Raw genomic sequence first — 22,306 nt, 5'->3', positions numbered from 1 at the left:
ACATAATCCGCGAAACATTTATTGTCGCAGATTGATAGGCACGTCTTTTGGGAAGGGAAGGGCAGGACTTGTTCAGACATTTTCCCTGCTTCGTCCCCTGATTTTGTCCGAAGGGAGCTCTGGTTCGGAGTAGATTGTTTTAACATTGTAATATACCAGCAATCTCCATGTAAAATTCACTTGCTAGAATAGAGAGAAGAAGCTTTATTACAGGCGAATGGCAGGAGGATCCGTATGGAACAGCATGTTAAGATGTCGCTAGATGAATGGAAAGCAGAAATTGAAGAGATTCTTAAAGAAATTGACGCGGAATATGAAGAAGTAAAAAATGAGCTAAAGGTATATACATATAAATTCAACATCACGAAGCAGGTTGTGCAATCAACCGTCAATCCTGACTTGAACAGGAAGATCCGTGAATTGTACCATCAGCCATTTGAAGAGAAATTTAATGATTTAAAGGAATATATCAAGGAACTGGAAGAGAAAAAAAGAGTCTTCCAAATGTTTACGGATAAAATTGATAAAGTCACCGAAAGAGAAGAAGCACCTCATTTTGCAATTGCCCAATCTGAGTAAAGGAAAAGCCTGGCTGATAAAAAATATCAGCCAGGCTTTTTTGTCTTATTTCTTCCACCATGAATCAAACATGGATGCGGGTACTTGTCGTTTATGCTCTGAAGTTAGATATCTTCTTTCAATTTTAGCGGCATCTGCTTCGTCAATCTGCTTTCCTTCTAGATAATCATCGATGGCTTCATAGCTCACACCAAGCTCAGTTTCATCGGCCTGGAGCGGCTTGTTGTCAAGAAGATCAGCTGTTGGCTCTTTAAGATACAACCTTGGTTCTGCATTCAATGCTTTGAGCAGCTCCCTTCCCTGTCTCTTGTTCAGGCCAGTTAGTGGCAGCAAATCGGCTCCGCCATCACCGTATTTGGTAAAGAATCCTGTTACGGCCTCCGCGGCATGGTCGGTACCAATCACAAGCAAACCTTCCTGACCAGCGATTGCATACTGGGTGATCATCCTCATTCGAGCCTTCGCATTACCCTTGTTAAAATCAGTCATTTTATCGCCGATGGCATCTTCAAACTGCGTATTAAAAGTATCTACTGCTGGCTGGATGTTGAACGTGATCGTTTTATCAGGCTGGATGAATTTCAGTGCTTTCTGTGCATCCTCTTCATCTTTTTGCACTGAATATGGGAGTCTTACAGCCACGAATTTGGCCTCAGTACCTTCTGAGCGCAGTTCCTCTACTGCAAGCTGTGCCAGTCTTCCGGCAAGTGTGGAATCCTGGCCTCCGCTAATTCCAAGAACGAACCCTTTTGCTTTTGAAGTCTGTAAGTATTCCTTCAGAAAGTCGATTCTCTTCTTGATTTCCTCCTGAGGATCGATTTCAGGGCGAACATTCAACGCTTCTATAATTTGTTTTTGCAAACTCATAATGAACCTCCTAAACACTATGAACTATTCATCATGCTCTTTCACAATAAACTGCCTTTGCGAGAACACCATTAAAAAAAGCATATCCCTTAAAAAGTTTAAAGTCCAGATTTTGGTCAGGTTATCTAACATTCCGTTTTAAAAGATGAAGCTCTCATCTACTATTTTACCCAATCGCTTGTTGTTCGTAACATTTTGTCCGCCACGATTTTTTTGCTAGACTATAACTTAGACTATAAATGCTTAAATCAAATTGGAGGCATTAAAAATGGCAGCTAATGAAAAATTCACAGGCTATTTCGGTACATATACTAAAGGCGATAGTGAGGGCATCTATTCTTTTACACTTGATGCTGCAAATGGAAAAATCGTTGAAGTGAAAGCCGAGGCAGCACTTGAAAATCCTACCTACCTGACAATCAGCGAAGATAACCGCTTTCTATATGCAGTTGCAAAGGAAGGGGGATCGGGTGGTGTTGCAGGATTCAGCATTAAGGATTCAGGAGAATTATCGTTCATCAATACCCAGCTTTCCGCAGGAGCGTCTCCATGCCATGTGAGCGTGAACAGAGAAAACAACCTGCTTTTATCCGCAAATTATCATAAAGGCTCTGCAGATTCGTATCTGCTAAACCCTGAAAATGGCAGTATTGAGGCAGTTTTATCAAGTGCTGTACATGAAGGCTCAGGTCCTGATGAACGCCAGGAAAAAGCGCACACTCACTATGCCGGTTTCACTCCGGATGGAAAATACGTAGCAGTCATCGACCTTGGCACCGACCAGTTGATCACCTACTCCCTGGATAACGGCCAGTTAATCGAGAAAAGCGTATTGCGTGTAACCCCAGGAAGCGGTCCAAGACATCTTGTTTTCCATCCAAACAACAATATTGCCTATTTGATGACAGAATTCAGTTCAGAAGTCCTTGTCTATAGATATCATTCTGAAGATGGCCGTTTTGAACATCTTCAGGCGGTTTCTACTCTTCCCGCGGATTTCACTGAAAACAACCAGGGAAGCGCCATCCATATTTCATCTGACGGGAAATTTGTTTACGCTGCCAACCGCGGCCATGACAGTATTGCTATTTTCCAGGTAGATTCTGAAAGCTTCAAGCTTTCATATGTCGGACACACATCGACAGAAGGGAATTGGCCGAGGGATTTTGTACTAGATCCTAGTGAGGAATTCCTGATTGCGACTAACCAGAATTCCAGCAATGTCGTTCTATTTTCCCGGAATGAGGAAACAGGCAAATTGACATTATTGCAGTCTGATGTAAAAGTTCCGGACCCGGTATGCGTGAAGTTTTTGAATTACTAATCAGAAAAGCGCAAGCGACTTGGTCAGCCCCGAAAAGCGCGGGAGCTGGACATTTCTCAAAGTGAATATTACAAACAGGGCAGATGCTTCTCACAGCACCTGCCCTGTTTTTTATTTGTCACTCGGGAACCTGACTCCCATTTGCGATCTTGCTTCATCTAAAATTCCCATGGTAATTCTCGAGTTTTCGAGCGAGTTATTCATTGATTCTGTTTTACCCTGCTGAATCAAAGTAATGAACTCCTCTGCTTCATAAAACATATTATCAGCAAGCTGCTCTCTTGATATATTTTCCTTTTTGCCATCACGATAGATGATTTCCACTTTTTCTGGCGTGCTGATTTTATCAATCCTGATGTTGCCATCTTCGCCGTGAATTTCTGATGGAAGAGTCGAATCAGTGATTTTCGAGAACATGATGACAGCATCCATTTCATTGTATTTCAATATCAGGCTGCCTTCCCCATCTACCCCGGACTCGAGCACATAGCCATTCGCCTGGACAGATCTTGGTTCTCCAAACAAAACAACGAGCGGATAGATGCAATAAATGCCTATGTCCATTAAAGAACCTGCCGAAAATTCCGGGTTAAAGGCATTCAGCACTTTACCCTCTTTATATTTGTCATAGCGGGAAGAATACTGGCAATAGCTTGCGAAGTACCTTCTGACCTTGCCGATTTTATCAATATGATCCTGGACAGCTTTGAAGTTGGGCATGAGCGTTGATTTTAATGCCTCCATCAAAACTACATGATTTTCTTTTGCAGTCTTTATCATGTGTGCCAACTCGTCGCTATTTGACGCGATCGCTTTTTCACACAGCACATGCTTGCCATTTTCCATGAATGTAATTGCCTGGCTTGCATGCATTGAGTTTGGGCTGGCGATATAGACTGCATCAATCACATCACTTTTCGCCATCTCTTCCAAATCAGTAAAAATGGTATTAACTCCAAATTTACCCGCAAACTCTGCAGCTCGTTCCTTTGAACGAGAATAAACTGCCGCCAGCTGAAAATCCTTATGGTGACTTGCTCCTTTAATAAATGCTTCTGTAATCCAATTCGTACCTACCACTCCGAAACGAACCATGTTGTTCACCCTTTCAAATAGCAAAAGCTGGCGGCAATGCCCGCAGCTTCATTTTCCATCTTATCGAAACGGAAGCTCGATCACAAACTTTGTCCCTTTTCCATGCTCGCTTTCCGCTTTTATTTTTCCGTCATGCATCTGTACCAGCTGTTTGACGATGGACAGACCAAGCCCAAATTCCCCAAATGGATTACTTGTCCTTGAGATGTCCGCTTTGTAAAAACGATGCCAGATCTTTTCAATCTCAGCTGGTTCAATTCCCATGCCAGTGTCCTCGACTTCAATGACCGTATGGGGCCCATCCATCCTGCCACGCAGCCAAATTGTCCCGTATTCAGTGAACTGGATGCTGTTTTTCGTAATATTGATGAGAATCTGGACAAGCCGGTCATAATCGGCATGGACCATTACTGATTCCTCAGCTTCGATCTCAATCCGATTATGCTGCTCCTCCGCCTGAAATCCGAGCTGGTCCTGGATGATTTCCAGCACCTCAACCAATTCAATATCTTCTTTGAAAAGCTGTACCTGATTTGAGCGAATTTTATCATAGTCGAGGTTTTCGTTCACCAGCCTGATCAGCCGCTTCGTTTCCTGGCTGACCAAATTGATGCCTCGGTCTTTTTCAGCTTCTGGAATCATATTATTCCTCAAACCTTCAATGATCCCGCTTATGGTCGTGAGCGGAGTCCTCAATTCATGTGATACATCAGACATAAACTGGCGGCGGCGGTTTTCCAGATTTTCGATTTCAGACTTGGATTCGTTAAGCTTGCTCACCATGCTGTTAAAATCATTCGCCAATTCACCGATCTCATCGAAGTCAGAGGACGGAACTTTTACCGTATAATCCCCTGCTGAAACCACCGATGTTGCTTCCTGAAGCTTTTTGATCCGGTTGACATGGATGCGCGCCAGCACCCAGCTCAACAGGAACGATACGGCAAGTGCGATTAGCATTGTATAAAATAAGTACTTATTGATTTCAGTGATCATTTCCCGTGTCCCGCTAATTGGAGAGGTAAGAAGAATGCCGCCAACAAAATCGCCTCGGTCCAAATATGGCAAAACAACCAGGGTCACTGCCCGGTTATAGCGTTCTAGATCATAATTTTTTACGATTGGCGTTCCTTTTGTAAGCTGGCTCAACTCTTTTTCCGTCAGTTCAATTGCCGGGCCCCTCCATCTGATTGGATTGAGAAGTTGAATATTTTCATCAAACACACTGAATTGAATGTCCCGGCCAAAAAGAACGCGGGCATATTGATTAATCACCTGGTCAGGGCGCTCACTGCCTCGATCAAGATCGCGAAGGATATTCTCCCCATAGGAAATAAGCTCCTCCGTCTTATTTTTATAAACCAGCGTTTCCACATACTGTGTAAAAACAAGGCTCAGGATGAGGAAAGCCACGATGATGATGCTGATATGGCTAATGAACTGCTGGTAAATATACTTAACCTTCATGCCCATCAACCGACTCATCGAATTTATACCCGACGCCCCAAATAGTATGGAACAGTGGCTGTTCAGGCGTACCAATCTTTTTTCTCAAACGTTTGATATGGACATCAACAGTACGCTCATCTCCATAAAACTGGTATCCCCAGACCCGCTCGAGAAGCTGCTCCCGAGTGAAAACCTGGCGTGGGTGCTGGGCGAAAAAGAGAAGGAGGTCAAACTCCTTTGGCGTCAAGTTCGTTACTGGCTTGCCACCAAGCGTCACCTCACGTGTTTCCTTATTGACTTTTATAAGGCTAGTCCCAACTTCACTATTTTCTTCTGGCTTTTGCTTTTGATAACGTCGGGCCACAGCCTTGATCCTTGCCATTAAAGCAAGCGGGCTGAAGGGCTTCGTCACATAATCATCCGCCCCCATCTCCAGTCCGAGCACCTGGTCCGACTCACTGTCCTTCGCCGTCAGCATGATGATCGGTACATCACTGCCCTCCTGCCTGATCTTCCTGCATAAGGTGACACCATCCATTCCCGGAAGCATCCAGTCGACAATCAACAAATCCCATTCGCCTTTATTAAAAGCCTCGTACCCTTTCAGTCCATCATTCACAAACTGCCCTTCGATGCCCTCTTTTAAAAAGAACATTTCAATCATCGCGCAGACACTCTCATTATCCTCAATGACTAATATTTTCACGCTAATCCCCTCTTATCGGATATCTGTTATATCTAAATTAAAGCTCAACGCAAGCAGAATCAACTGTTTAGCCCGTTGTTACAGATTTTTTAATAGGTTGGTCATAGTTTGTTCATCTTTTGATGCGTCACGGGGACAACTCGAGTAACAGAATAAAATCCCATTAAGTTTTCCAGTCAGGTCGTTGGTGACCTGTTTTCTCAGTTTTTTACAAGATTAGGCGCAAATAGGTTCTATTGGCGACCTTAATTTCCTGGTTCTTGCAAATCGAGATGCCAATACGCTCTATTGGTTACCTGTTTTTCCTGTTTACTACAAATCCATGCGCCAATACGCCTCATCGGTGACCTCTTTTCTCCATTTCTCATGAAAATGGCGCCAATAGGCTTCTAATCTTTTCCGCAATCCCTTAAAGTTTCTGGTTCACTCTAATGAAATGCAAAAAGCCAGCTCATCTGTGCTGAGCTGGCTCTAGTTCTTTAATCTTTTTTAACAGGTAGTCCTTCTTCTTCCCAGGCGGAGTAGCCGCCTTCGAGATTGACTACGTCTTTGTAGCCATTTTTCAGCAACAGGCTTGTACCGATTGCGGAGCGTGCGCCTGACTGGCAATGTGCGATGATTTTCTTGTCTTTTGGTACCTTGTCCAGGTTTTCAGTCAGGCTTCCGAGCATAAGATGGTGGGCACCTGGAATATGGCCGCTGTCCCACTCGCTCTGGTTGCGGACATCGATCACAAAGTAGTTTTCATCTTCCATCAGTTCCTTTGCCTCGGTGGCCGTTACGGTCTTGTATTCTTCCAGCTTACCACCTAGTTCTTTCGGGTCAATGTAACCAGTCACCTGGTCAAGACCAATCGACTGTAGCGACTTCTTTACGTCAGGAAGCTTTTCAGGATCAGCAATCAGCACGATGTCCTGCTCATAGCTTAATAGCCAGCCTGCCCAGTTCGTGAAAGATTTGTTGTACGGAATGTTGATTGTTCCTTCAGCATGTCCCTCCGCGAACTCATCTGCTGGCCGGGTGTCGATGACTGCTGCATTGTTGGCATCCGAGAACGAAACTTCAGGAGTTTCCTCCCTACGAAGTAATTCTGGGCCAACTTTATTGAGCTTTTTCATCTCGGCGAAATACTTAGGAGGTTCTGGCTGACCAGAAAGTAGCTCCTCTACGAATTTTTCCTCCTCGTTGATTTGGAAAGCCCAATTGAATTTTTTCTCATAGCCTAAAGTGGACATCGGCACAGCGCCGAGGGATTTTCCGCAGGCACTGCCCGCGCCGTGAGCTGGCCATACCTGCAGGAAGTCAGACAGTTTTTCCACTTTGCGGAGGGATTCGAACATCTGGCGCGCCCCTGATTCAGATGTATCTTTAATGCCTGCAGCTTTTTCCAAAAGATCTGGACGGCCGACATCGCCTACAAACAGGAAGTCACCGGTGAAAATGCCCATCGGTTCGTTAGCACCGCCGCCCTTGTCAGTCAACAGGAATGAAATACTCTCCGGTGTATGGCCCGGTGTGTGAATAACTTCAAAATAAATATTCCCAATGTTGAAAGTCGAGCCCTCAGTCAGCAATTCATGCTCATACTGATCGACATATTGATACTTCCAGTCTTTATCCCCTTCGTCTGATACATAAAGCTTTGCGCCATGATGGTGAGCAAGTTCCCTTGCACCAGAGAGATAGTCTGCATGAATATGAGTTTCTGTTGCGGCCGAAATATTGAAGCCTTCTTTTTTTGCGATATCCAGGTACGGATGGATATTCCTTGCCGGGTCAATGATAATGGCTTCACCCGTTCTCTGGCAGCCTATCAAATAAGACATATGTGCTAGCTGATCATCAAAAAAAGATTTGAAATACATAGCGATTCCTCCTGCATTTTTTGTTTTCATAGGTTAATGAAGACTATACTCCTCTATACCCTGCACCATATTTTTTAAAAGCCGTAAAATATGCCAACGGGCGCTGCTCTAATCCCAATAAATACCTATAATCGTATTTTAATTTGTATAACGCTTTTTCTTCAAATAAAAAACCTGCTCCGGTATGGAACAGGTCTAATTTTTGACAGTCCTTCTCGCCATAAAAATATATAAGATAATAGATATCGAAACTGAAATGGCTGAGGCAATATAGATGCTGCCATATCCAAGCCAGTGCCCGATTTGGCCAAAAGCCATTGCGCCAACCCCAACGCCTAAATCAAAAAAGGAGAAGAAGGTTGCATTCGCCATACCCTTGCGATTCATCGGAGCATCCTGGACGGCCCATGCCTGCAGCGCCGGCTGGACGGCCCCAAACCCGAAACCATATAACCCTGCTGCGATCAACATAACAAGACTATTCGGCAGCCATGCCAGCAGGATCATCCCGGTCATGATTAATAAAGTCCCTGGCAGGAAAACCGCGCCGTGGCCCTTTTTATCATAAAGCTTTCCGGCAAAGGACCGTGACAGCATCAGGGACATCGCAAAAATGAAAAAGTACCACTGGATTCCTTCAATACCTTTTTGGGCCGAATATAGTGGCAGAAAAGATGCGATTCCTCCAAAGGTCACCGTGATGAATAATAGCAATAAAGATGGCTGCAAAGCAGATTTTTCATATACATCCCATTTGCGCCGCTCGATTTCCCTCTCACTTTTTTCAACTTTTTTATACGTGATCCTTGATGCTAATAGAAAAGCTGTCAGGCCGAGAAAGGCACTAGCTAAAAACAGCTGTTTGAACGTAATGACTTCAGCGAGTGCTAAGCCGAGAGTCGGTCCCATCGCAAGTGCAACGTTTCCGGAGAGCCCAAAGTAACCCATTCCCTCGCCTCTCCGTCGGGGTGGGATTAAATCTGTTGCAATTGTGCCAGAAGCAGTAGTAGAAAAACCCCAGCCTACTCCCTGTACAACCCTCATTAAAAACAAGAAGGCGATACTGACTGCAAACCCAAATGAGCCAACGGATATCACAAATATCGCCAGGCCGATCAAGTAAACAAAGCCTCTCCCCTGGGTTTCAAGCATGCGCCCTGCAAAAGGACGGACGAGCAATGCAGAAAAAGTGAAGATTCCTACTATGAAACCGATCAGTTGATCATTTCCCCCCAGCTGCTCCACAAACAATGGAATCGTCGGCAGTGTCATTTGGAATCCAAGGAATATAAAAAAGTTGGCAAGGAAAATGAATAAAAAATCCCTGCTCCAGATTTTTTCAGTGTCTGGTTTGTGTTGAGTTGCCCCTGATTGTTGGTCCATTAATATTCACCCTTCCTGATTAAGCTCTTTATCTATCTAGGCACTGTAGCCTTTAAAACCTCTTTATAGAATTCATGTTCAATATTCTGTCAATTTGTTGTTGCTTTTTTGTGAACAGTTTCACAAAATAATCATTTTTATTTCGGATTCTGATATATTGTAAGTGTAATCAATAATTAATTATTTTTGAAGGGAAGCGATTTATATGTTCGCTAAATGGTTGAGAGAAAACAATATTGCTGCTGGCCTGTTGACTGTGATTAGGGTTTGGCTCGGATATAACTGGATGACTGCTGGTTGGGGCAAGTTGACTGGTGAAGGCTTTGATGCAACTGGCTATTTAAAAAATGCCGTTGCTAATCCGGTAAAAGGTCCTGATGGAAACATGGTTTATGGTTGGTACGTGAACTTCCTTGAAAGCTTTGCGATTCCGAATATCGAATTGTTCAACTTCATCGTTCCGCTTGGTGAATTTTTAGTTGGCCTTGGATTGATCCTTGGTACTTTGACAACAGCTGCTATGTTCTTCGGTCTAGTGATGAACTTCAGCTTCTTCCTTGCCGGAACAGTATCTCACAACCCAACTGACATCTTCTTCGGCTTCATTATCCTTTTCGCTGGCTACAACGCTGGTAAATACGGTTTGGACCGCTGGGTGGTCCCTTTCATCCGCAAAACTGTATTCAAAAGAGAAGCTGAAACTGCGAATAAAGCAGTTTAACTGAAATTATAAAAAAAGAGCCTGGCAATTGCCTGGCTCTTTTTTTACCGTTATCACCATCGTCAAGTGTTCAAAATCCTGACAATATGTTTTTGCTATTTTGTGAACAAAGGCTTCCAGCCCTCATATTAAAATGGAGGATCAATATATTGTAGTGTAATCAAATAATAAATCATTCTTGAAGGGAAGCGATTGATATGTTTGCTGATTGGCTTAGGGGAAACAAGGTTGCTGCTGGCCTGCTGACTGTTTTACGATTATGGCTCGGTTACAACTGGATGGTTGCTGGATGGCATAAAATGACTGGGGAAGGTTTTGACGCAACTGGATATTTAAAAAATGCCGTCGCCAATCCGGTAAAAGGTCCTGATGGAAACATGGTTTATGGCTGGTATGTCTCTTTTCTGGAAAACTTTGCGCTGCCAAACATTGAGCTTTTCAACTTTATCGTACCGGTTGGTGAATTCCTCGTCGGTCTGGGACTCATCCTTGGATGCCTGACAACTGCCGCCATGTTCTTCGGTTTAATAATGAACTTCAGCTTCTTCCTTGCCGGAACGGTATCCCATAACCCAACAGATATTTTCTTCGGATTCATCATCCTCTTCGCTGGTTTTAATGCAGGCAGATATGGATTGGACCACTGGGTAGTACCATTTATTCGAAAAACACTCTTCAAACAGAAAGCAGAAACAAAATAAATTCTTCCGCCTCCTGTACTTCTGCAGGGGGATTTTTGTATTTCTTGTTCCAACTGGAAAACTTAGCTATAATTTTACATAGTACGCCTACTAGAATAGGAGCGATTCCTTTGTTCAATCTCGGTGCTATAGAAACTCACCAACTTTTAAATAAAATCAATGAAAATATTTTAATTGCTAATGAAGAATACAAAATTGTTTTTATAAATGATTGTGCTAAGAAATTATTAGCGCGAATTGGCCCTTATGTAGGAATCAATAATCCAGAGGAATTTATCGGCAGGAATTTGGGAGAGTTCCATGGCAGCCGTCAACAGAAAATCCTCGTCGAGGGAAATTTCCCTCATTCAGCTCGCATCACTTTTTTCAATAAATTTTCGGCTGAAATTATGGTTGACCGACTAACCGATATAGAAGGCAAGGAAAGCGGATTTATCCTTACATGGAAAGATGTAACCGAATTTGAAGAAACACTGGAGGAAAACAGGAAACAGCTTCAAATTCTTGATATGCCTGTCATCCCGCTATCGGTAGACTCAGCTGTCCTTGTTCCGGTTATGGGAAAATTGACTGAAGATCGACTTGCACTGCTAGGGGAAAAAATCCTCTCACACAGCGCCCAACAAGGAAATCAATTTGTCATTTTTGACTTTACCGGTGTTGCAGATGAACTGGATGCATCTATCGCGTTCCATCTGCAACAGGTCATCAACGCCCTGAAGCTCATGGGTGTTCAATCTATATATGTAGGGATCCGTCCCGAAATGGCCAAGTCAATCGTACTGAACGGCTTGCATGTTGAAGTGCCAACTTTCAACACATTTGTCCATGGCATCCGCTATGTGTGGAAAGAAACCGGATTTGAACTTGTAAAAATTGAAGAATAAGCAATTGTAAAAAGGCTTGGTCATGGACCGAGCCTTTTAATTATTTATATCGTTGCAAGATTGGAAACAGTTCTATCATTCACTTCCTCCCCCGTATTCACGGTTGATTTCGGTTCGAAGAAGATGACATGCACCTCTTCCTCCGCAATGGGAAGATGCTCTACACCTTTAGGAACAATCATGAACTCTCCTTCATCCAGGTGCACATCCTTATCCCTGAACTTAAGCAGCAGCTTTCCTTTCATGATGAGGAACATCTCATCCTCATGATCATGTTTATGCCAGATGAATTCACCTTTCAACTTGGCGAGCTTTACATGCATATCATTTATTTCCCCGGCGATTTTCGGACTCCAATATTCATTGAAGAGCGAAAACTTTTCACTGATATTTACCTTTTCCATCTTTGCCACTCTCCCTAATCTGATGTATTTTCAAAGAGAAACTCTGTTTCAATCTCCCAATGTTTCGTGAGTGTATTCCCATTTGTAATAATGAACCCAATTTGCACTTTTTCGGTGTTATTTTCAAAGGTAAGGATGCCATGGGGTAAATGATCGTAAGTAAAGCCAGCATTATAAATGAAATTTCGTGGGCTTTCATTAATCGAGGATATGATTTTTTCAATCTCAGCTGATTCTTTTATAACCTGGATTGTTGTGCCATCCATGCCGCTGACTGTCAACCTATCAAAATTACCAGACAGTATTTTTTGATGAGCAGCCCAATACAATGCTAAAATGGCGGCAATCACCAGAACGAAAATCAATGATAAAAGCTTTTTCCTTTTAGCCATGCATCTCGCCTCCCATTATCATATTACCATTTATTTCTTATTTATTGATACAGTAAAAAGACCAATCCGGGATATTGGATTGGTCTCTGATTAATATTTTAGATAACAATAAGCTTAAATATCGTCAAACCGATACCAATCAGGAAACCGCAAACCGCACCGTTCACCCTGATCCACTGCAGGTCTTTTCCGACGTTGTTTTCCATCATATCAATCAGTGTTTCTGTATCAAGCTTGTCAAGATTCTCACGGACAAGCTTGCCGATTTTTGAATGGTTTCTTTCAATCTGGCCGGCTATTTTGGTGTGGAGCCAGCTTTCGATTGCTGCTACTTTCCCCTCATCTTCTTTGATCTCATGTATGAACCTTTTCACTACCGGAGTAACAGTGTCATCAACAAAGCTGTCTTTTTCGATAAAATCAATGACACGATCCTTTGACTTTGCCAGTACACCCCTGATTTGTCCGGTTAAATCCATCTCTTCGACCATCTTGTTTTTCCAGGTCTGGATTTCCGACATCAATGCCTCACGCTCGTTTAAGCTCCCAAGCTCTTTGCGGACTTTCTCCAGGATCATATGACGGTAGCGATTATCTTCCTGCTGAAGGTTTTTCATTCTTTTTAAAATAAAGGACTGCAAAATGTTGCCGACTTTTTCTTCCGTGATCATATTGCTGAACGATTGAATCGCGAATTTTAACAGACCATCCGCTTCTGTTGTATCAATTGCCTGTTTTCCAAGCTTTCCAAGGACCATTTTCGCTTCATCCTGCGACGCCCATTTTTCAGTCTCTTTTAGCACATAATTAAATGCTGACGCATCGTATTCTTTCGCCAATACGTGGCTGGATGCTTTTTTCAGGATATCGGAAGAATCAGCTGACAGCAGGAAGCCTTTGATTTCCTGTTCAATCGTTGGAGCAAACCTTTCGACATTTATTTTTTTTACAACATCCAGGCTGAATGACTGGATGCTCTTTTTGACCGAATCGGATTGAAGTTCCTTCTCGACCGTTTCGAAAATTTTATCCAGGATATGAACCTGCTTGAACTTATCCATGATGCTCTCTTTCGTGAGCCAGTCATTTTCAAGCATGTTAATTAACGCGCGCGTTACTTTATCACGGTTTTTAGGCAGAAGCGCGGTGTGAGGAATGGGGATGCCCAGCGGATGCCTGAATAGCGCCGTTACAGCAAACCAGTCCGCAAGACCCCCTACGAGCCCGGCTTCAAACCCTCCCATCAGCAGTTTGCCGATCAATGAATCCTGGAACGGTATCGTTGCAAGGAACCCCGCTCCCATAACCGCCAGCGAAATAGCCGCCAAATGTCTAGATCTCTTATCTCTTTTTTCCATATATCTCCCTCTGTTACTTTTAGATTGATGGCAAATGACATTCTATTACTTGTGTAAGGCTTGCAGTGTCTTTTTAAGTGCTCAACCCGCCTGTTTGGGCTTATAGAATTTTCTATAGGACCTTTTCTGACTCGGCGGACTCATTTGGGCTTATAGATGTATTCTATAGGACCCTTTTCTGGCTTGGCAGACTCATTTAGGCTTATAGATGTTACCTTTCCACCTAGTAAGTACAGATCCTGCTATAAAACAACAAAAGAGCCTTCCTAAAAAGAGTCTCTACAATATTTTAACCAATTTATAGGGGAGAAAGCTATAAAAAAGGAAAAGTCCCGGGAGCTTTGGCTGCCGGGACTTCATTATTATGACTCTCCTACTTCATCCATTCTGGCTTTCCGAAGCCTTTAAACTCTTCATCGATGATTTCTTCAAACTCAGGTGATTCTACGACTTCTTTGATGTCCTTCGCGAATTGGGCATCCTGGTCTTTTGTATTGATGACAACTCGGTTGCGGTATTGATCTGGCATGTTTTCCAGTTGAAGCGCATCAAGCAGATCCATTTTTGCTGCTAGAGCAAAGTTGCCTGGTACAGCTGAAAGGTCGACGCTTTCGACTGCTCTTGGAAGCTGTGCTGCTTCAATCGGCTTGAACTGCAGGTTCTTCACATTGTCTTTTACATCCTTTTCAGAAACTGTCAGTGGATCAGCATTAGGGTCAAGCTTGATCAAGCCAGCATCTTCAAGAATCAGGAAGGCACGCGCTGCATTTGTTGGGTCATTTGGAATCGCAATGGCAGAACCCTCCGCGACTTCATCCAGTGAATTGAACTTTTTAGAGTAAATCCCCATTGGTGCGGTTGGCACGACGATGACTTCCGATAGCTCAAGCTTATGTTCTTTCGCGAAGTTTTCCATATAGACCTTGTGCTGGAACAGGTTAGCGTCAAGATCACCTTTTGACAAAGCCAGGTTTGGCTGGATGTAGTCGCTGAATTCGACTACCTTAACTTCATAGCCTTTTTTCTCAAGAAGAGGCTTGATGCCCTTTGTGACCATATCGCTATATGGACCGGATGTCGCACCGAATATCACTTGTTTTGCGTCTGCTTTCGCATCACCGCTGGATGCTGAGTCGCTGCCGCATGCAGCAAGCAACCCGATTGATAATAACAACACTACTGAAAAGAAAAATTTTTTCATTTTAAAAGAACCCCCTATTATTTATCTTTTGTCTACTATTCTTGCGATCCTGTCCCCGCCAAACTGGATCAGCTGGACGAGGCAAATAAGGATAATGACTGTCGTGATCATGATTGTATTGTCGTATCTGTAATAGCCGAAGCGGATCGCCAGGTCACCAACTCCCCCTCCGCCGACAATGCCAGCCATTGCGGAGTATGCAACAAGGCTGATGATCGTAATGGTAACACCCTGGACGATGCCTGGCTTTGCCTCAGGAATCAGGACATCTTTGATAATCATCCATGGAGTAGCACCTGTCGCAACGGCTGCTTCAATGACTCCTTTATCGATTTCGCGGAAGCTTTGCTCTACGATTCTTGCAAAAAATGGAATCGCCGCGACAGATAACGAAACAGATGCGGCTGTCGGCCCGATTGTCGTACCCGCAATTATATTCGCCAATGGCAGCAGGGCGATCAACAAGATGATAAATGGAACCGAGCGAATCATATTGACGATGAAGCCGGCAATATTTTTAAAAATTTGATTTTCAAGGAAAAGTCCTTTATCGGTGACAAAAAGCAGTACCCCAGTAGGCAATCCTACGATAATGGCGACAAGGATGGAGATGCCGACCATATAGATTGTTTCAAAAAACGCTTTGTTCAATTCCGGCAGCAATGCAATCAGGTTATCAAGCAGCATCATCAATCACCTCCAGGTTTTTCGTTCTTGCCGCTATGTAGGCAATCGCCCGGTCAATCTCCACCTGGTCTCCCGAAACCTCCATGATGAAAATCCCCAATGGAATATCCTGAATATATTCGATCTTCCCATGCAGGATATTGCCGCGAACCTTAAAGGTCTGGAATACATCAGAGATGACTCCCTGCTCAGCAATCTCACCCTGGAAATAGATTTTAATCAGCTTTCCTTGACGCTCCTCCAGCAATCTTTCCGGCAGTTCGAATTGTAGGATTGAGTTGACGAAGTCCTTTGTGAGAGGTTGTTTCGGATTTGCGAAGACCTCATACACATCCCCTTCTTCAATGATTTTCCCATCTTGCATAACAGCCATCCTGTCACAGATGGTCTTGACGACTTCCATCTCGTGGGTGATGAGGACAATCGTGATGCCTAATTCACTATTAATCTTTTTAAGTAAAGATAGGATTGATTTGGTCGTGCTTGGATCCAAAGCGGAGGTAGCTTCATCACATAGGAGGACAGATGGATTATTCGCCAGTGCCCTGGCGATGCCAACGCGCTGTTTCTGTCCACCTGACAATTGTGCCGGATAGACATCTTTTTTATCAGAAAGGCCGACCATATCAAGAAGCTCAGTTACTCTATCTTGGATTTTTGCTTTCGGAAGACCTGCTGCTTTCAGTGCGAATGCGATGTTTTCACTAACTGTCTTTGCGCTTACAAGATGAAAATGCTGAAAGATCATCCCGATTTTCAAGCGCGCTTTTCTAAGTTCACTTTTGCTCAAAGAAGTAAGCTCTACACCGTCAATATGTATTTCTCCTGATGTCGGTTTTTCAAGGATATTCAGGCATCTAATCAAAGAACTTTTGCCAGCCCCGCTGTATCCGACAATTCCGTAGATCTCTCCCTTTTCTACTTTTAATGAAACTTGGTCAACACCTGTAACCGACCCTTTTTTCGTTTCATATATCTTCACCAGGTTTTTCACTTCAATCATGCTTCGCACCCCCGTTTTTTTAAAATAAAAGGCTGTTTTCGTAAAGATTGTTGTTAAAATCCTAAAGCCGACTTTAACGTAATAGAACGCCATTTTGTAGTTCGGTATTAAGTTTGCATGCTCTTTTCTCATAACAAGAGGCTACTTTGGGAAGAAAAATAGTTCATTCACTCCTATTTAGTAATCAATAGCAGCAAAGTTTGAGAAAAGAGCCAAATAAAAAATGCCTCTTTCATTCATAGAAAGAGGCATCGTAAACATCTATACGACTTATCTTTCAGAATGAAAACATTCTGTAGGAAGTGGCACCTTTCCAAAAAGGAGGTTGCCGGACGTCATAGGGCCTAATCCCTCAGTCTCTCTTGATAAGTAACTTATTAAATTAATTTTGATAATTGAAATATTAAAACTATCTGATTTATTTGTCAACAAAGTTTTTCCAATGTTTTTTAATGATATCGCTTACATGATTGTGGGAGTAAGGAAATATTTTTTTAAAAAGGCTCTATTAAATTAGGCTGTTGATTTTCGTTCCAGGCACTTCGCTTTCCGCGGGTGGCCCGGGGAGCCTCCTCGGCGCTTTCAGCGCCTGCGGGGTCTCCCTGTCCCATGCTCCCGCAGGAGTCTTCATGCCTTCCACTACAATCAACAAGATTAAAATTAACATTGGGCTTTAACAGAGCCTTTTCTGAAAAAGAAAAACCCTTGTTTACGATAAAACAAGGGCACCGTAAACAAGGGATCCCGCGATGATATAGGCGGGGTGGACTTTAAATTTTTCCATAAGGAGGAAGCTGATTCCGCCAATCAGAATTGTCTGTGTCAGGCCGACCCCTTCATAGGAGGAGAAAAAGAAATCATAGGTCATGACTCCTAAAAGTACGGCAATGACAGGGCGGACGACGATTGTCAGCCTTTTGACACGCGGGGAATCTTTGAACTTCATCAACAGTCCGAGCAAACTGATCATTAGGATCAAGGATGGTGCCACCGTGGCAAATACCCCCACTATAGCACCAAGGATGCCGCCTTCAGCATATCCAATATACCCAGCCATCTTGGTTGCAATCGGTCCTGGCAGGGCGTTCCCCATCGCCAGCACTTCACTGAATTCATTAACTGTCATCCATTCATAACGATCAACAACTTCATTTTCGATTAATGGAATGGAGGCAGGACCACCGCCATATCCTAGTATCCCCGGGATGAAGAAGGCCAAAAATATATGGAAATAAATCATTTCTGCTCCCCTCCCTTTTGTTTATTTTCAGATGGAGTAGGGTCTTTTTTCAGCAAAGCACCGAGCAGCAATACAAAAATTAAAATGGCGGGGTGCAGGTTCAAGAATTGAAGAAGAACCAGGCTGCCAATAAGGGCCACGGCTGTCCAGCCCCATCCAAGCTTCGACTTACCAGACTTCTTGATGAAATCCCATGTCAGGACAGCAAGCATGACGGCAACAACCGGAACAACAGCCTCTGCCATTCCATTCACCCATGGCTCATCTTTGTATGAGTTCAGTCCTGTAAGCAGCAGGATCATCAGAATGATAGCCGGAATCATCGTCGCGGCGAGGGCATTGATCATCCCCAGGTATCCGCCTACGCGATAACCAATATAGCCAGCCATTTTCGTGGCAATCGGTCCCGGCAGCGCATTTCCCAAGGCAAGGATATCACCGAACTCATCAGAGTCCATCCATTTATATTTTTCTACCACTTCCTTATGTACAAGCGGAATCGAAGACGGGCCGCCGCCATATCCGAGGATTCCCACGCGAAAAAACGCTAAGAATAAATCTCTTTGTTTCAAAACTTCACCTTCTTTTCTGTTATTGGTGCCTAAAGCAGTCCCATTTCTATAAATCTTATTTCTTTTATTTTATTATAGACTCATATAATCGATACTGCATGTCAAATTCAAGTTAATTCACCCTCCGTCGCCTCATTTATCGCCATGTAAATGGTTAAGGTACCCTTACCCAGGCAATATATTGGCGAATTTTCAATTTTTTCGACCACATTTTGAATTATATCGACCACATCCACGAATATTTCGACCACTTTTGGAATTAATTCGACCACATCCACGAATATTTCGACCAAGTCGCAATCCTGAAGTTGACATCCCCAATTCGGTCGCACTTAGCTCTTCTTATAAAAAAGTACCACAGCCCCAGCGGCCATGGTACTCTTCAGTTTATCTATTAAACTTAAAAATAGTAACGGAATCATTCAACTCATTTGTCAGCTTCCTCAAGTCTGTAACCTTTTTCGACAGGTTTCCAAATGCAGATAATTGTTCAGTGGTCGATGCCGAGATTTCCTCGCTTCCTGCTGCTGTCTCCTCGACGACCGCACTGATGGATTCCACATTGTGGAGGACCCTTGCGCCCAGTTCTTTTGAGGCATCCATACCTTCGACAAGCTGAGTGATTTTTTCCGAAATACCGGTTACCTTAGACTCGATATTTCCAAATGCGCTCATTGTTAAATTCATTGATTCCATCTGCTCATCCGCGATGGCACCGCCTTTGTTCACTGCTTCTCCTATTTCATCGAGACCGTTTTTCAGAAGGTTGACCATATCAAAGATTTGCGTTGTGGCAGTGTTTGATTCTTCCGCCAGCTTTCTGACCTCTGCGGCGACTACCGCAAAACCTTTTCCAGCCTCACCTGCTCTTGCTGCTTCGATCGCCGCGTTTAAAGCCAGCAAATTCGTTTGTGCGGCAATTGCGGATACGGATGTGGCCATATCTTCAATTTTTGCTGCATAGCCTACGAATTGGTCTGTTGCTGACTGGATGGAATGAGAAGCCTTTTTGTTTTCCGTGATCAAAGCTTTTTGCCCTTCGATTGCCTTTCTTCCTTCTCCAATAGCTTCCACAGCTTCCTTGCTGTAAGAAGACGATTCCTGGGTGTGGTCAAGGTTCATCATAATCTCTTTATCCATATCGTCGATCAGCTCGACTGATTGCTGCAAATCTTCTGAAACAGTTTGTGCTCCTGCAGAAAGCTCCTCAGTTGATACAGCTACTTGATTGGAGATTTCTGTTAGCGCGATATTTTCCTGCTCGATTTCTTCCGCAAAATCCTCTACTCTCCTGCTCGCCATATTCACTTTTTGCAGCAAGGCTGTCAATTGTGCCGCCATTAAATCAAACGACTCATTCAAGGTTCCTAGCTCATCTTTGTGTTTATAAGGTACTTTTTCGATCATCAAGTTACCTTTGGCGATTTCTTGTGCATTTATCGCAATCTGTTTCAATGGCTTGGTGATGGAACTCGTCAGCCTGATCCCGATTCCCCCGGCAACGACCACAAGCAGAATGCTGCCGATGATTGCCGACAATATGATGAATTCAATCTGGTTCTTCAAGTCTTCTTTTAGAAAATCGTAATAATCATTGACCTGAATATTCAACAGATGTAGGTCATTCAAGATCCCATCGCTGCGAAGTGACTGGCGCTTCACTTCCGCATTGTTTTTCTCATCAAGCGCTTTTTTGGCTTCACCCTCCAAAGCTGTGAATTTTCCAAAAGCCTTGTCCAAAACTTTTTTGCTATCATCCTGCTGGATCAAGGCTTTTGCCTGCGTAAAAGTTTGAGAAGTCTTTTCCATTTTCGTCAAAGCGTCCTGCCTGTTCCCCTCAGTAGGGTTGAACGAGAAATTGCTAAGGGATTGCTTCGCAGCAGAGGTTTCCGCCTGGAGAGTCTGCACTGTCAGCAGCACCTGGACGTAATCCTGGTTTGATGTCTGGACCATCAGCATTCTGTAGATGATAAAAGAGATCATCACAATCGATAACCCAATAGCGAGTAATAAGTTAAGAAGTAATTTCTTTTTTATTGTCATGTTGGCTCCCCCAGTTGCAACTTGTTAATCTAGCTGTATTGAAAGCTCATTTCTTGATAGTTTGGCTTCCAGTTCTTCTAAGCTTTTTTCCTGTTCTGGAGTCAGCTTGATTACCCTGATTGGAGCAAGTCCGACACCTTTTTCATTTATTCCTAGTTCAATCTGCTTTGCTTTGAGACTTTTCTCCACTTTGAACTCCTTGATTGTTTCATATAGCGCGACATCTACGTTTTTCAGCATCGAGGTAATAATTGCTTTTTCGGCAAAAAAGTACTGGTCACTATCCACACCAATAGCAAACTTTTTCTTGGATTGCGCTTCCTTCAATACACCGACACCGGTAAAACCTGCCGCAGCGTAAAGAACATCTGCACCTTCATCAATCATTTCAGAAGCAATCTTTCCTCCAAGCTCTGTATTGCCAAAATCATTCGCATATACAACCTTAACCTCTGCTTCTGGATTCACAACCTTTACACCCTGCTCAAATCCGGCTTTGAATTTGTGTATCAGTGGAACATCCGCTCCGCCAACAAATCCAACAATATTTGATTTTGAAGCCATTCCGGCTAAGGCACCCGCGAGGAAGCTTCCCTGTTCTTCTTTAAAAGTAATGGATCTGATATTAGCCAATTCGGATACTGAATCAACCAGGATAAATTGCTGTTCAGGATATTTTTTTGCCACTTTCTCAAGATCCTCAATCACCATGAACCCCAAACCAATTACAATATCATTTCCTTCTTCGACAAGCTCAGTAAAACCCTTTTCATAGGTACCTACCGCCTGAAGCTCTCTGTAATCAAATAGAATATCAAGCTCGTCTCTCGCTTTTGCCAGTCCTGCAAACGCGGCATCACTGAAAGATTGATCACCAAGTCCGACGTCAGACAACATAATGCCGATTTTGACCCTTTCTTTCGCTTTCAGCTCAGAGTTTGCGCACCCTGCAAGGCTGCCAACGAGTAAAAATAAGATTATAAGGATATGGATAATTTGTTTCATCTTGGTGTACTGCTCCCTTTTTTAGAATTTATATCTATTTCATCGACCACAGTAATGTTTTGTTTATGGATATGGGGAAAGTCTATCTTTTGTCAATTTTCTAAATACTGAAGGATAGAAAAAAGCAGGCTGTCCATTACAGCCTGCTTCCAATTGCATTATTTAATTTTCGTAAACCTGTTCAAGTCGCCATTTTCACCAAGAACAATCAGGATATCCTCTGCTCTCAGCGTTTTGTCTGGATCTGGAGAGATGTCTACCTTGTTGGCGGTTTTCACGCCGATAACTGTGATGTTGTATTTAGCACGCAGGTTGATTTCTATCAGGTTCTTGCCAGCCATGCTCATAGGGAGCTTGATTTCCTCAATGCTGTAATCATCCGAAAGCTCGATAAAGTTTAACACATTGGGTGATGCCATCAGCTGGTGGGCGACTCTCTCTCCCATATCCCGTTCTGGGAAAATGACTTTGTCCGCGCCAACCTTGAACAATACTTGTGCATGGTGCTTGTTAAGGGCTTTGGCAACGACATTGGAAACTCCCATTTCTTTCAAAATTAGAACGGTGAGAATACTAGCCTGGATGTCATCGCCTATCGCTACAATGACAGTTTCAAAGTTCCTGATCCCTACTGCCTTTAAAGTTTGCTCGTCCGTTGAGTCACCAATTACCGCATGGGTAACAAACTCCTTGTAGTCCTCGATATGTTGTTCACTCTTATCAATCGCAAGAACTTCTTTTCCTTCATGATACAGAGTGGTCGCTACACTGGACCCAAAACGTCCCATTCCAATTACTGCGTACTGCTTTGCCATAATAACATC

22 protein-coding genes and 1 riboswitch are annotated in these 22,306 nt (G+C 43.3%); of the genes, 5 read left to right on the top strand and 17 right to left on the bottom strand.

The features are described from left to right. Nucleotides 1-234: 234 nt before the first annotated feature. On the top strand, nucleotides 235-579 hold the full coding sequence (locus tag DYI25_RS16860) for a hypothetical protein (RefSeq protein WP_213370975.1): 345 nt from the start codon (nucleotides 235-237) through the stop codon (nucleotides 577-579). Between the two features lie 45 nt (nucleotides 580-624). Here DYI25_RS16860 and nadE read toward each other — a convergent pair whose 3' ends face one another. After that, complete coding sequence (gene nadE, locus DYI25_RS16855; protein WP_213370972.1) at nucleotides 625-1,446, bottom strand: ammonia-dependent NAD(+) synthetase; 822 nt, start codon at nucleotides 1,444-1,446, stop codon at nucleotides 625-627. A 268-nt stretch (nucleotides 1,447-1,714) separates the two neighbouring features. Here nadE and DYI25_RS16850 point away from each other — a divergent pair, with 268 nt between their 5' ends. Next, nucleotides 1,715-2,770: a lactonase family protein gene (locus DYI25_RS16850; RefSeq protein WP_213370970.1), complete on the top strand. Its 1,056-nt coding sequence runs from the start codon at nucleotides 1,715-1,717 to the stop codon at nucleotides 2,768-2,770. Between the two features lie 111 nt (nucleotides 2,771-2,881). Here the strand turns inward: DYI25_RS16850 and DYI25_RS16845 are convergent, their stop codons facing one another. The 5 genes from DYI25_RS16845 to DYI25_RS16825 all read right to left on the bottom strand — a co-directional run bounded on the left by DYI25_RS16845 (nucleotide 2,882) and on the right by DYI25_RS16825 (nucleotide 9,268). Then, on the bottom strand, nucleotides 2,882-3,865 hold the full coding sequence (locus DYI25_RS16845) for a Gfo/Idh/MocA family protein (RefSeq protein ID WP_213370968.1): 984 nt from the start codon (nucleotides 3,863-3,865) through the stop codon (nucleotides 2,882-2,884). A gap of 60 nt (nucleotides 3,866-3,925) precedes the next feature. Further along, nucleotides 3,926-5,332, bottom strand: a complete 1,407-nt coding sequence (locus tag DYI25_RS16840; protein WP_213371280.1) for a sensor histidine kinase — start codon at nucleotides 5,330-5,332, stop codon at nucleotides 3,926-3,928. Further along, the gene (locus tag DYI25_RS16835; RefSeq protein ID WP_213370966.1) at nucleotides 5,322-6,020 is read right to left on the bottom strand and encodes a winged helix-turn-helix domain-containing protein; all 699 of its coding nucleotides are present in this window, start codon (nucleotides 6,018-6,020) and stop codon (nucleotides 5,322-5,324) included. Before DYI25_RS16835 ends, DYI25_RS16840 begins: the two co-directional genes overlap by 11 nt. Before the next feature lie 479 nt (nucleotides 6,021-6,499). Next, a complete protein-coding gene (locus DYI25_RS16830; RefSeq protein ID WP_213370964.1) occupies nucleotides 6,500-7,885 on the bottom strand; it encodes an MBL fold metallo-hydrolase in 1,386 nt (461 codons plus the stop codon). Nucleotides 7,886-8,080: 195 nt separating this feature from the next. Further along, nucleotides 8,081-9,268: an MFS transporter gene (locus DYI25_RS16825; protein ID WP_213370962.1), complete on the bottom strand. Its 1,188-nt coding sequence runs from the start codon at nucleotides 9,266-9,268 to the stop codon at nucleotides 8,081-8,083. Between the two features lie 205 nt (nucleotides 9,269-9,473). Between DYI25_RS16825 and DYI25_RS16820 the strand changes: the two genes are divergently transcribed. From DYI25_RS16820 to DYI25_RS16810, 3 genes are all read left to right on the top strand, one after another. Then, nucleotides 9,474-9,989, top strand: coding sequence for a DoxX family protein (locus tag DYI25_RS16820; RefSeq protein ID WP_213370960.1), 516 nt, complete (start codon nucleotides 9,474-9,476; stop codon nucleotides 9,987-9,989). 197 nt (nucleotides 9,990-10,186) lie between these two features. Beyond that, entirely contained in the window at nucleotides 10,187-10,690 is a 504-nt protein-coding gene (locus tag DYI25_RS16815; protein WP_213370958.1) for a DoxX family protein, read from the top strand. Between the two features lie 110 nt (nucleotides 10,691-10,800). Continuing rightward, on the top strand, nucleotides 10,801-11,577 hold the full coding sequence (locus DYI25_RS16810) for an STAS domain-containing protein (protein WP_213370956.1): 777 nt from the start codon (nucleotides 10,801-10,803) through the stop codon (nucleotides 11,575-11,577). Nucleotides 11,578-11,621: 44 nt separating this feature from the next. Here the strand turns inward: DYI25_RS16810 and DYI25_RS16805 are convergent, their stop codons facing one another. The 11 genes from DYI25_RS16805 to DYI25_RS16755 all read right to left on the bottom strand — a co-directional run bounded on the left by DYI25_RS16805 (nucleotide 11,622) and on the right by DYI25_RS16755 (nucleotide 22,297). Continuing rightward, on the bottom strand, nucleotides 11,622-11,981 hold the full coding sequence (locus DYI25_RS16805; RefSeq protein WP_213370954.1) for a cupin domain-containing protein: 360 nt from the start codon (nucleotides 11,979-11,981) through the stop codon (nucleotides 11,622-11,624). 14 nt (nucleotides 11,982-11,995) lie between these two features. Next, nucleotides 11,996-12,373: a hypothetical protein gene (locus DYI25_RS16800; RefSeq protein ID WP_213370952.1), complete on the bottom strand. Its 378-nt coding sequence runs from the start codon at nucleotides 12,371-12,373 to the stop codon at nucleotides 11,996-11,998. 98 nt (nucleotides 12,374-12,471) lie between these two features. Further along, a complete protein-coding gene (locus DYI25_RS16795) occupies nucleotides 12,472-13,731 on the bottom strand; it encodes a DUF445 domain-containing protein (RefSeq protein ID WP_213370950.1) in 1,260 nt (419 codons plus the stop codon). A 373-nt stretch (nucleotides 13,732-14,104) separates the two neighbouring features. Further along, nucleotides 14,105-14,932 (bottom strand): MetQ/NlpA family ABC transporter substrate-binding protein, encoded by an 828-nt coding sequence (locus DYI25_RS16790; RefSeq protein WP_213370948.1) that lies wholly within the window; start codon nucleotides 14,930-14,932, stop codon nucleotides 14,105-14,107. A gap of 21 nt (nucleotides 14,933-14,953) precedes the next feature. Then, nucleotides 14,954-15,619 (bottom strand): methionine ABC transporter permease, encoded by a 666-nt coding sequence (locus DYI25_RS16785; RefSeq protein WP_213371278.1) that lies wholly within the window; start codon nucleotides 15,617-15,619, stop codon nucleotides 14,954-14,956. After that, nucleotides 15,609-16,622, bottom strand: coding sequence for a methionine ABC transporter ATP-binding protein (locus DYI25_RS16780; protein ID WP_213370946.1), 1,014 nt, complete (start codon nucleotides 16,620-16,622; stop codon nucleotides 15,609-15,611). Before DYI25_RS16780 ends, DYI25_RS16785 begins: the two co-directional genes overlap by 11 nt. A gap of 267 nt (nucleotides 16,623-16,889) precedes the next feature. Continuing rightward, nucleotides 16,890-16,994: riboswitch (SAM riboswitch) on the bottom strand. Nucleotides 16,995-17,331: 337 nt separating this feature from the next. Beyond that, a complete protein-coding gene (locus DYI25_RS16775) occupies nucleotides 17,332-17,862 on the bottom strand; it encodes a chromate transporter (RefSeq protein WP_213370944.1) in 531 nt (176 codons plus the stop codon). Next, nucleotides 17,859-18,434 (bottom strand): chromate transporter, encoded by a 576-nt coding sequence (locus DYI25_RS16770; RefSeq protein ID WP_213370942.1) that lies wholly within the window; start codon nucleotides 18,432-18,434, stop codon nucleotides 17,859-17,861. The genes DYI25_RS16775 and DYI25_RS16770 overlap by 4 nt, the downstream gene beginning before the upstream one ends. Before the next feature lie 387 nt (nucleotides 18,435-18,821). Next, the gene (locus tag DYI25_RS16765; RefSeq protein WP_213370940.1) at nucleotides 18,822-20,477 is read right to left on the bottom strand and encodes a methyl-accepting chemotaxis protein; all 1,656 of its coding nucleotides are present in this window, start codon (nucleotides 20,475-20,477) and stop codon (nucleotides 18,822-18,824) included. 24 nt (nucleotides 20,478-20,501) lie between these two features. Then, nucleotides 20,502-21,482, bottom strand: coding sequence for a BMP family lipoprotein (locus DYI25_RS16760; protein ID WP_213370938.1), 981 nt, complete (start codon nucleotides 21,480-21,482; stop codon nucleotides 20,502-20,504). 158 nt (nucleotides 21,483-21,640) lie between these two features. Beyond that, complete coding sequence (locus DYI25_RS16755; RefSeq protein ID WP_213370936.1) at nucleotides 21,641-22,297, bottom strand: potassium channel family protein; 657 nt, start codon at nucleotides 22,295-22,297, stop codon at nucleotides 21,641-21,643. Between the last annotated feature and the right edge of the window lie 9 nt (nucleotides 22,298-22,306).

This window comes from Mesobacillus boroniphilus (genome assembly GCF_018424685.1).
Taxonomy (GTDB): Bacteria; Bacillota; Bacilli; order Bacillales; family Cytobacillaceae; genus Mesobacillus; species Mesobacillus boroniphilus_A.
Note: the sequence above shows the minus strand (reverse complement) of the source record. Positions and strands in the feature narration are given on the sequence as shown.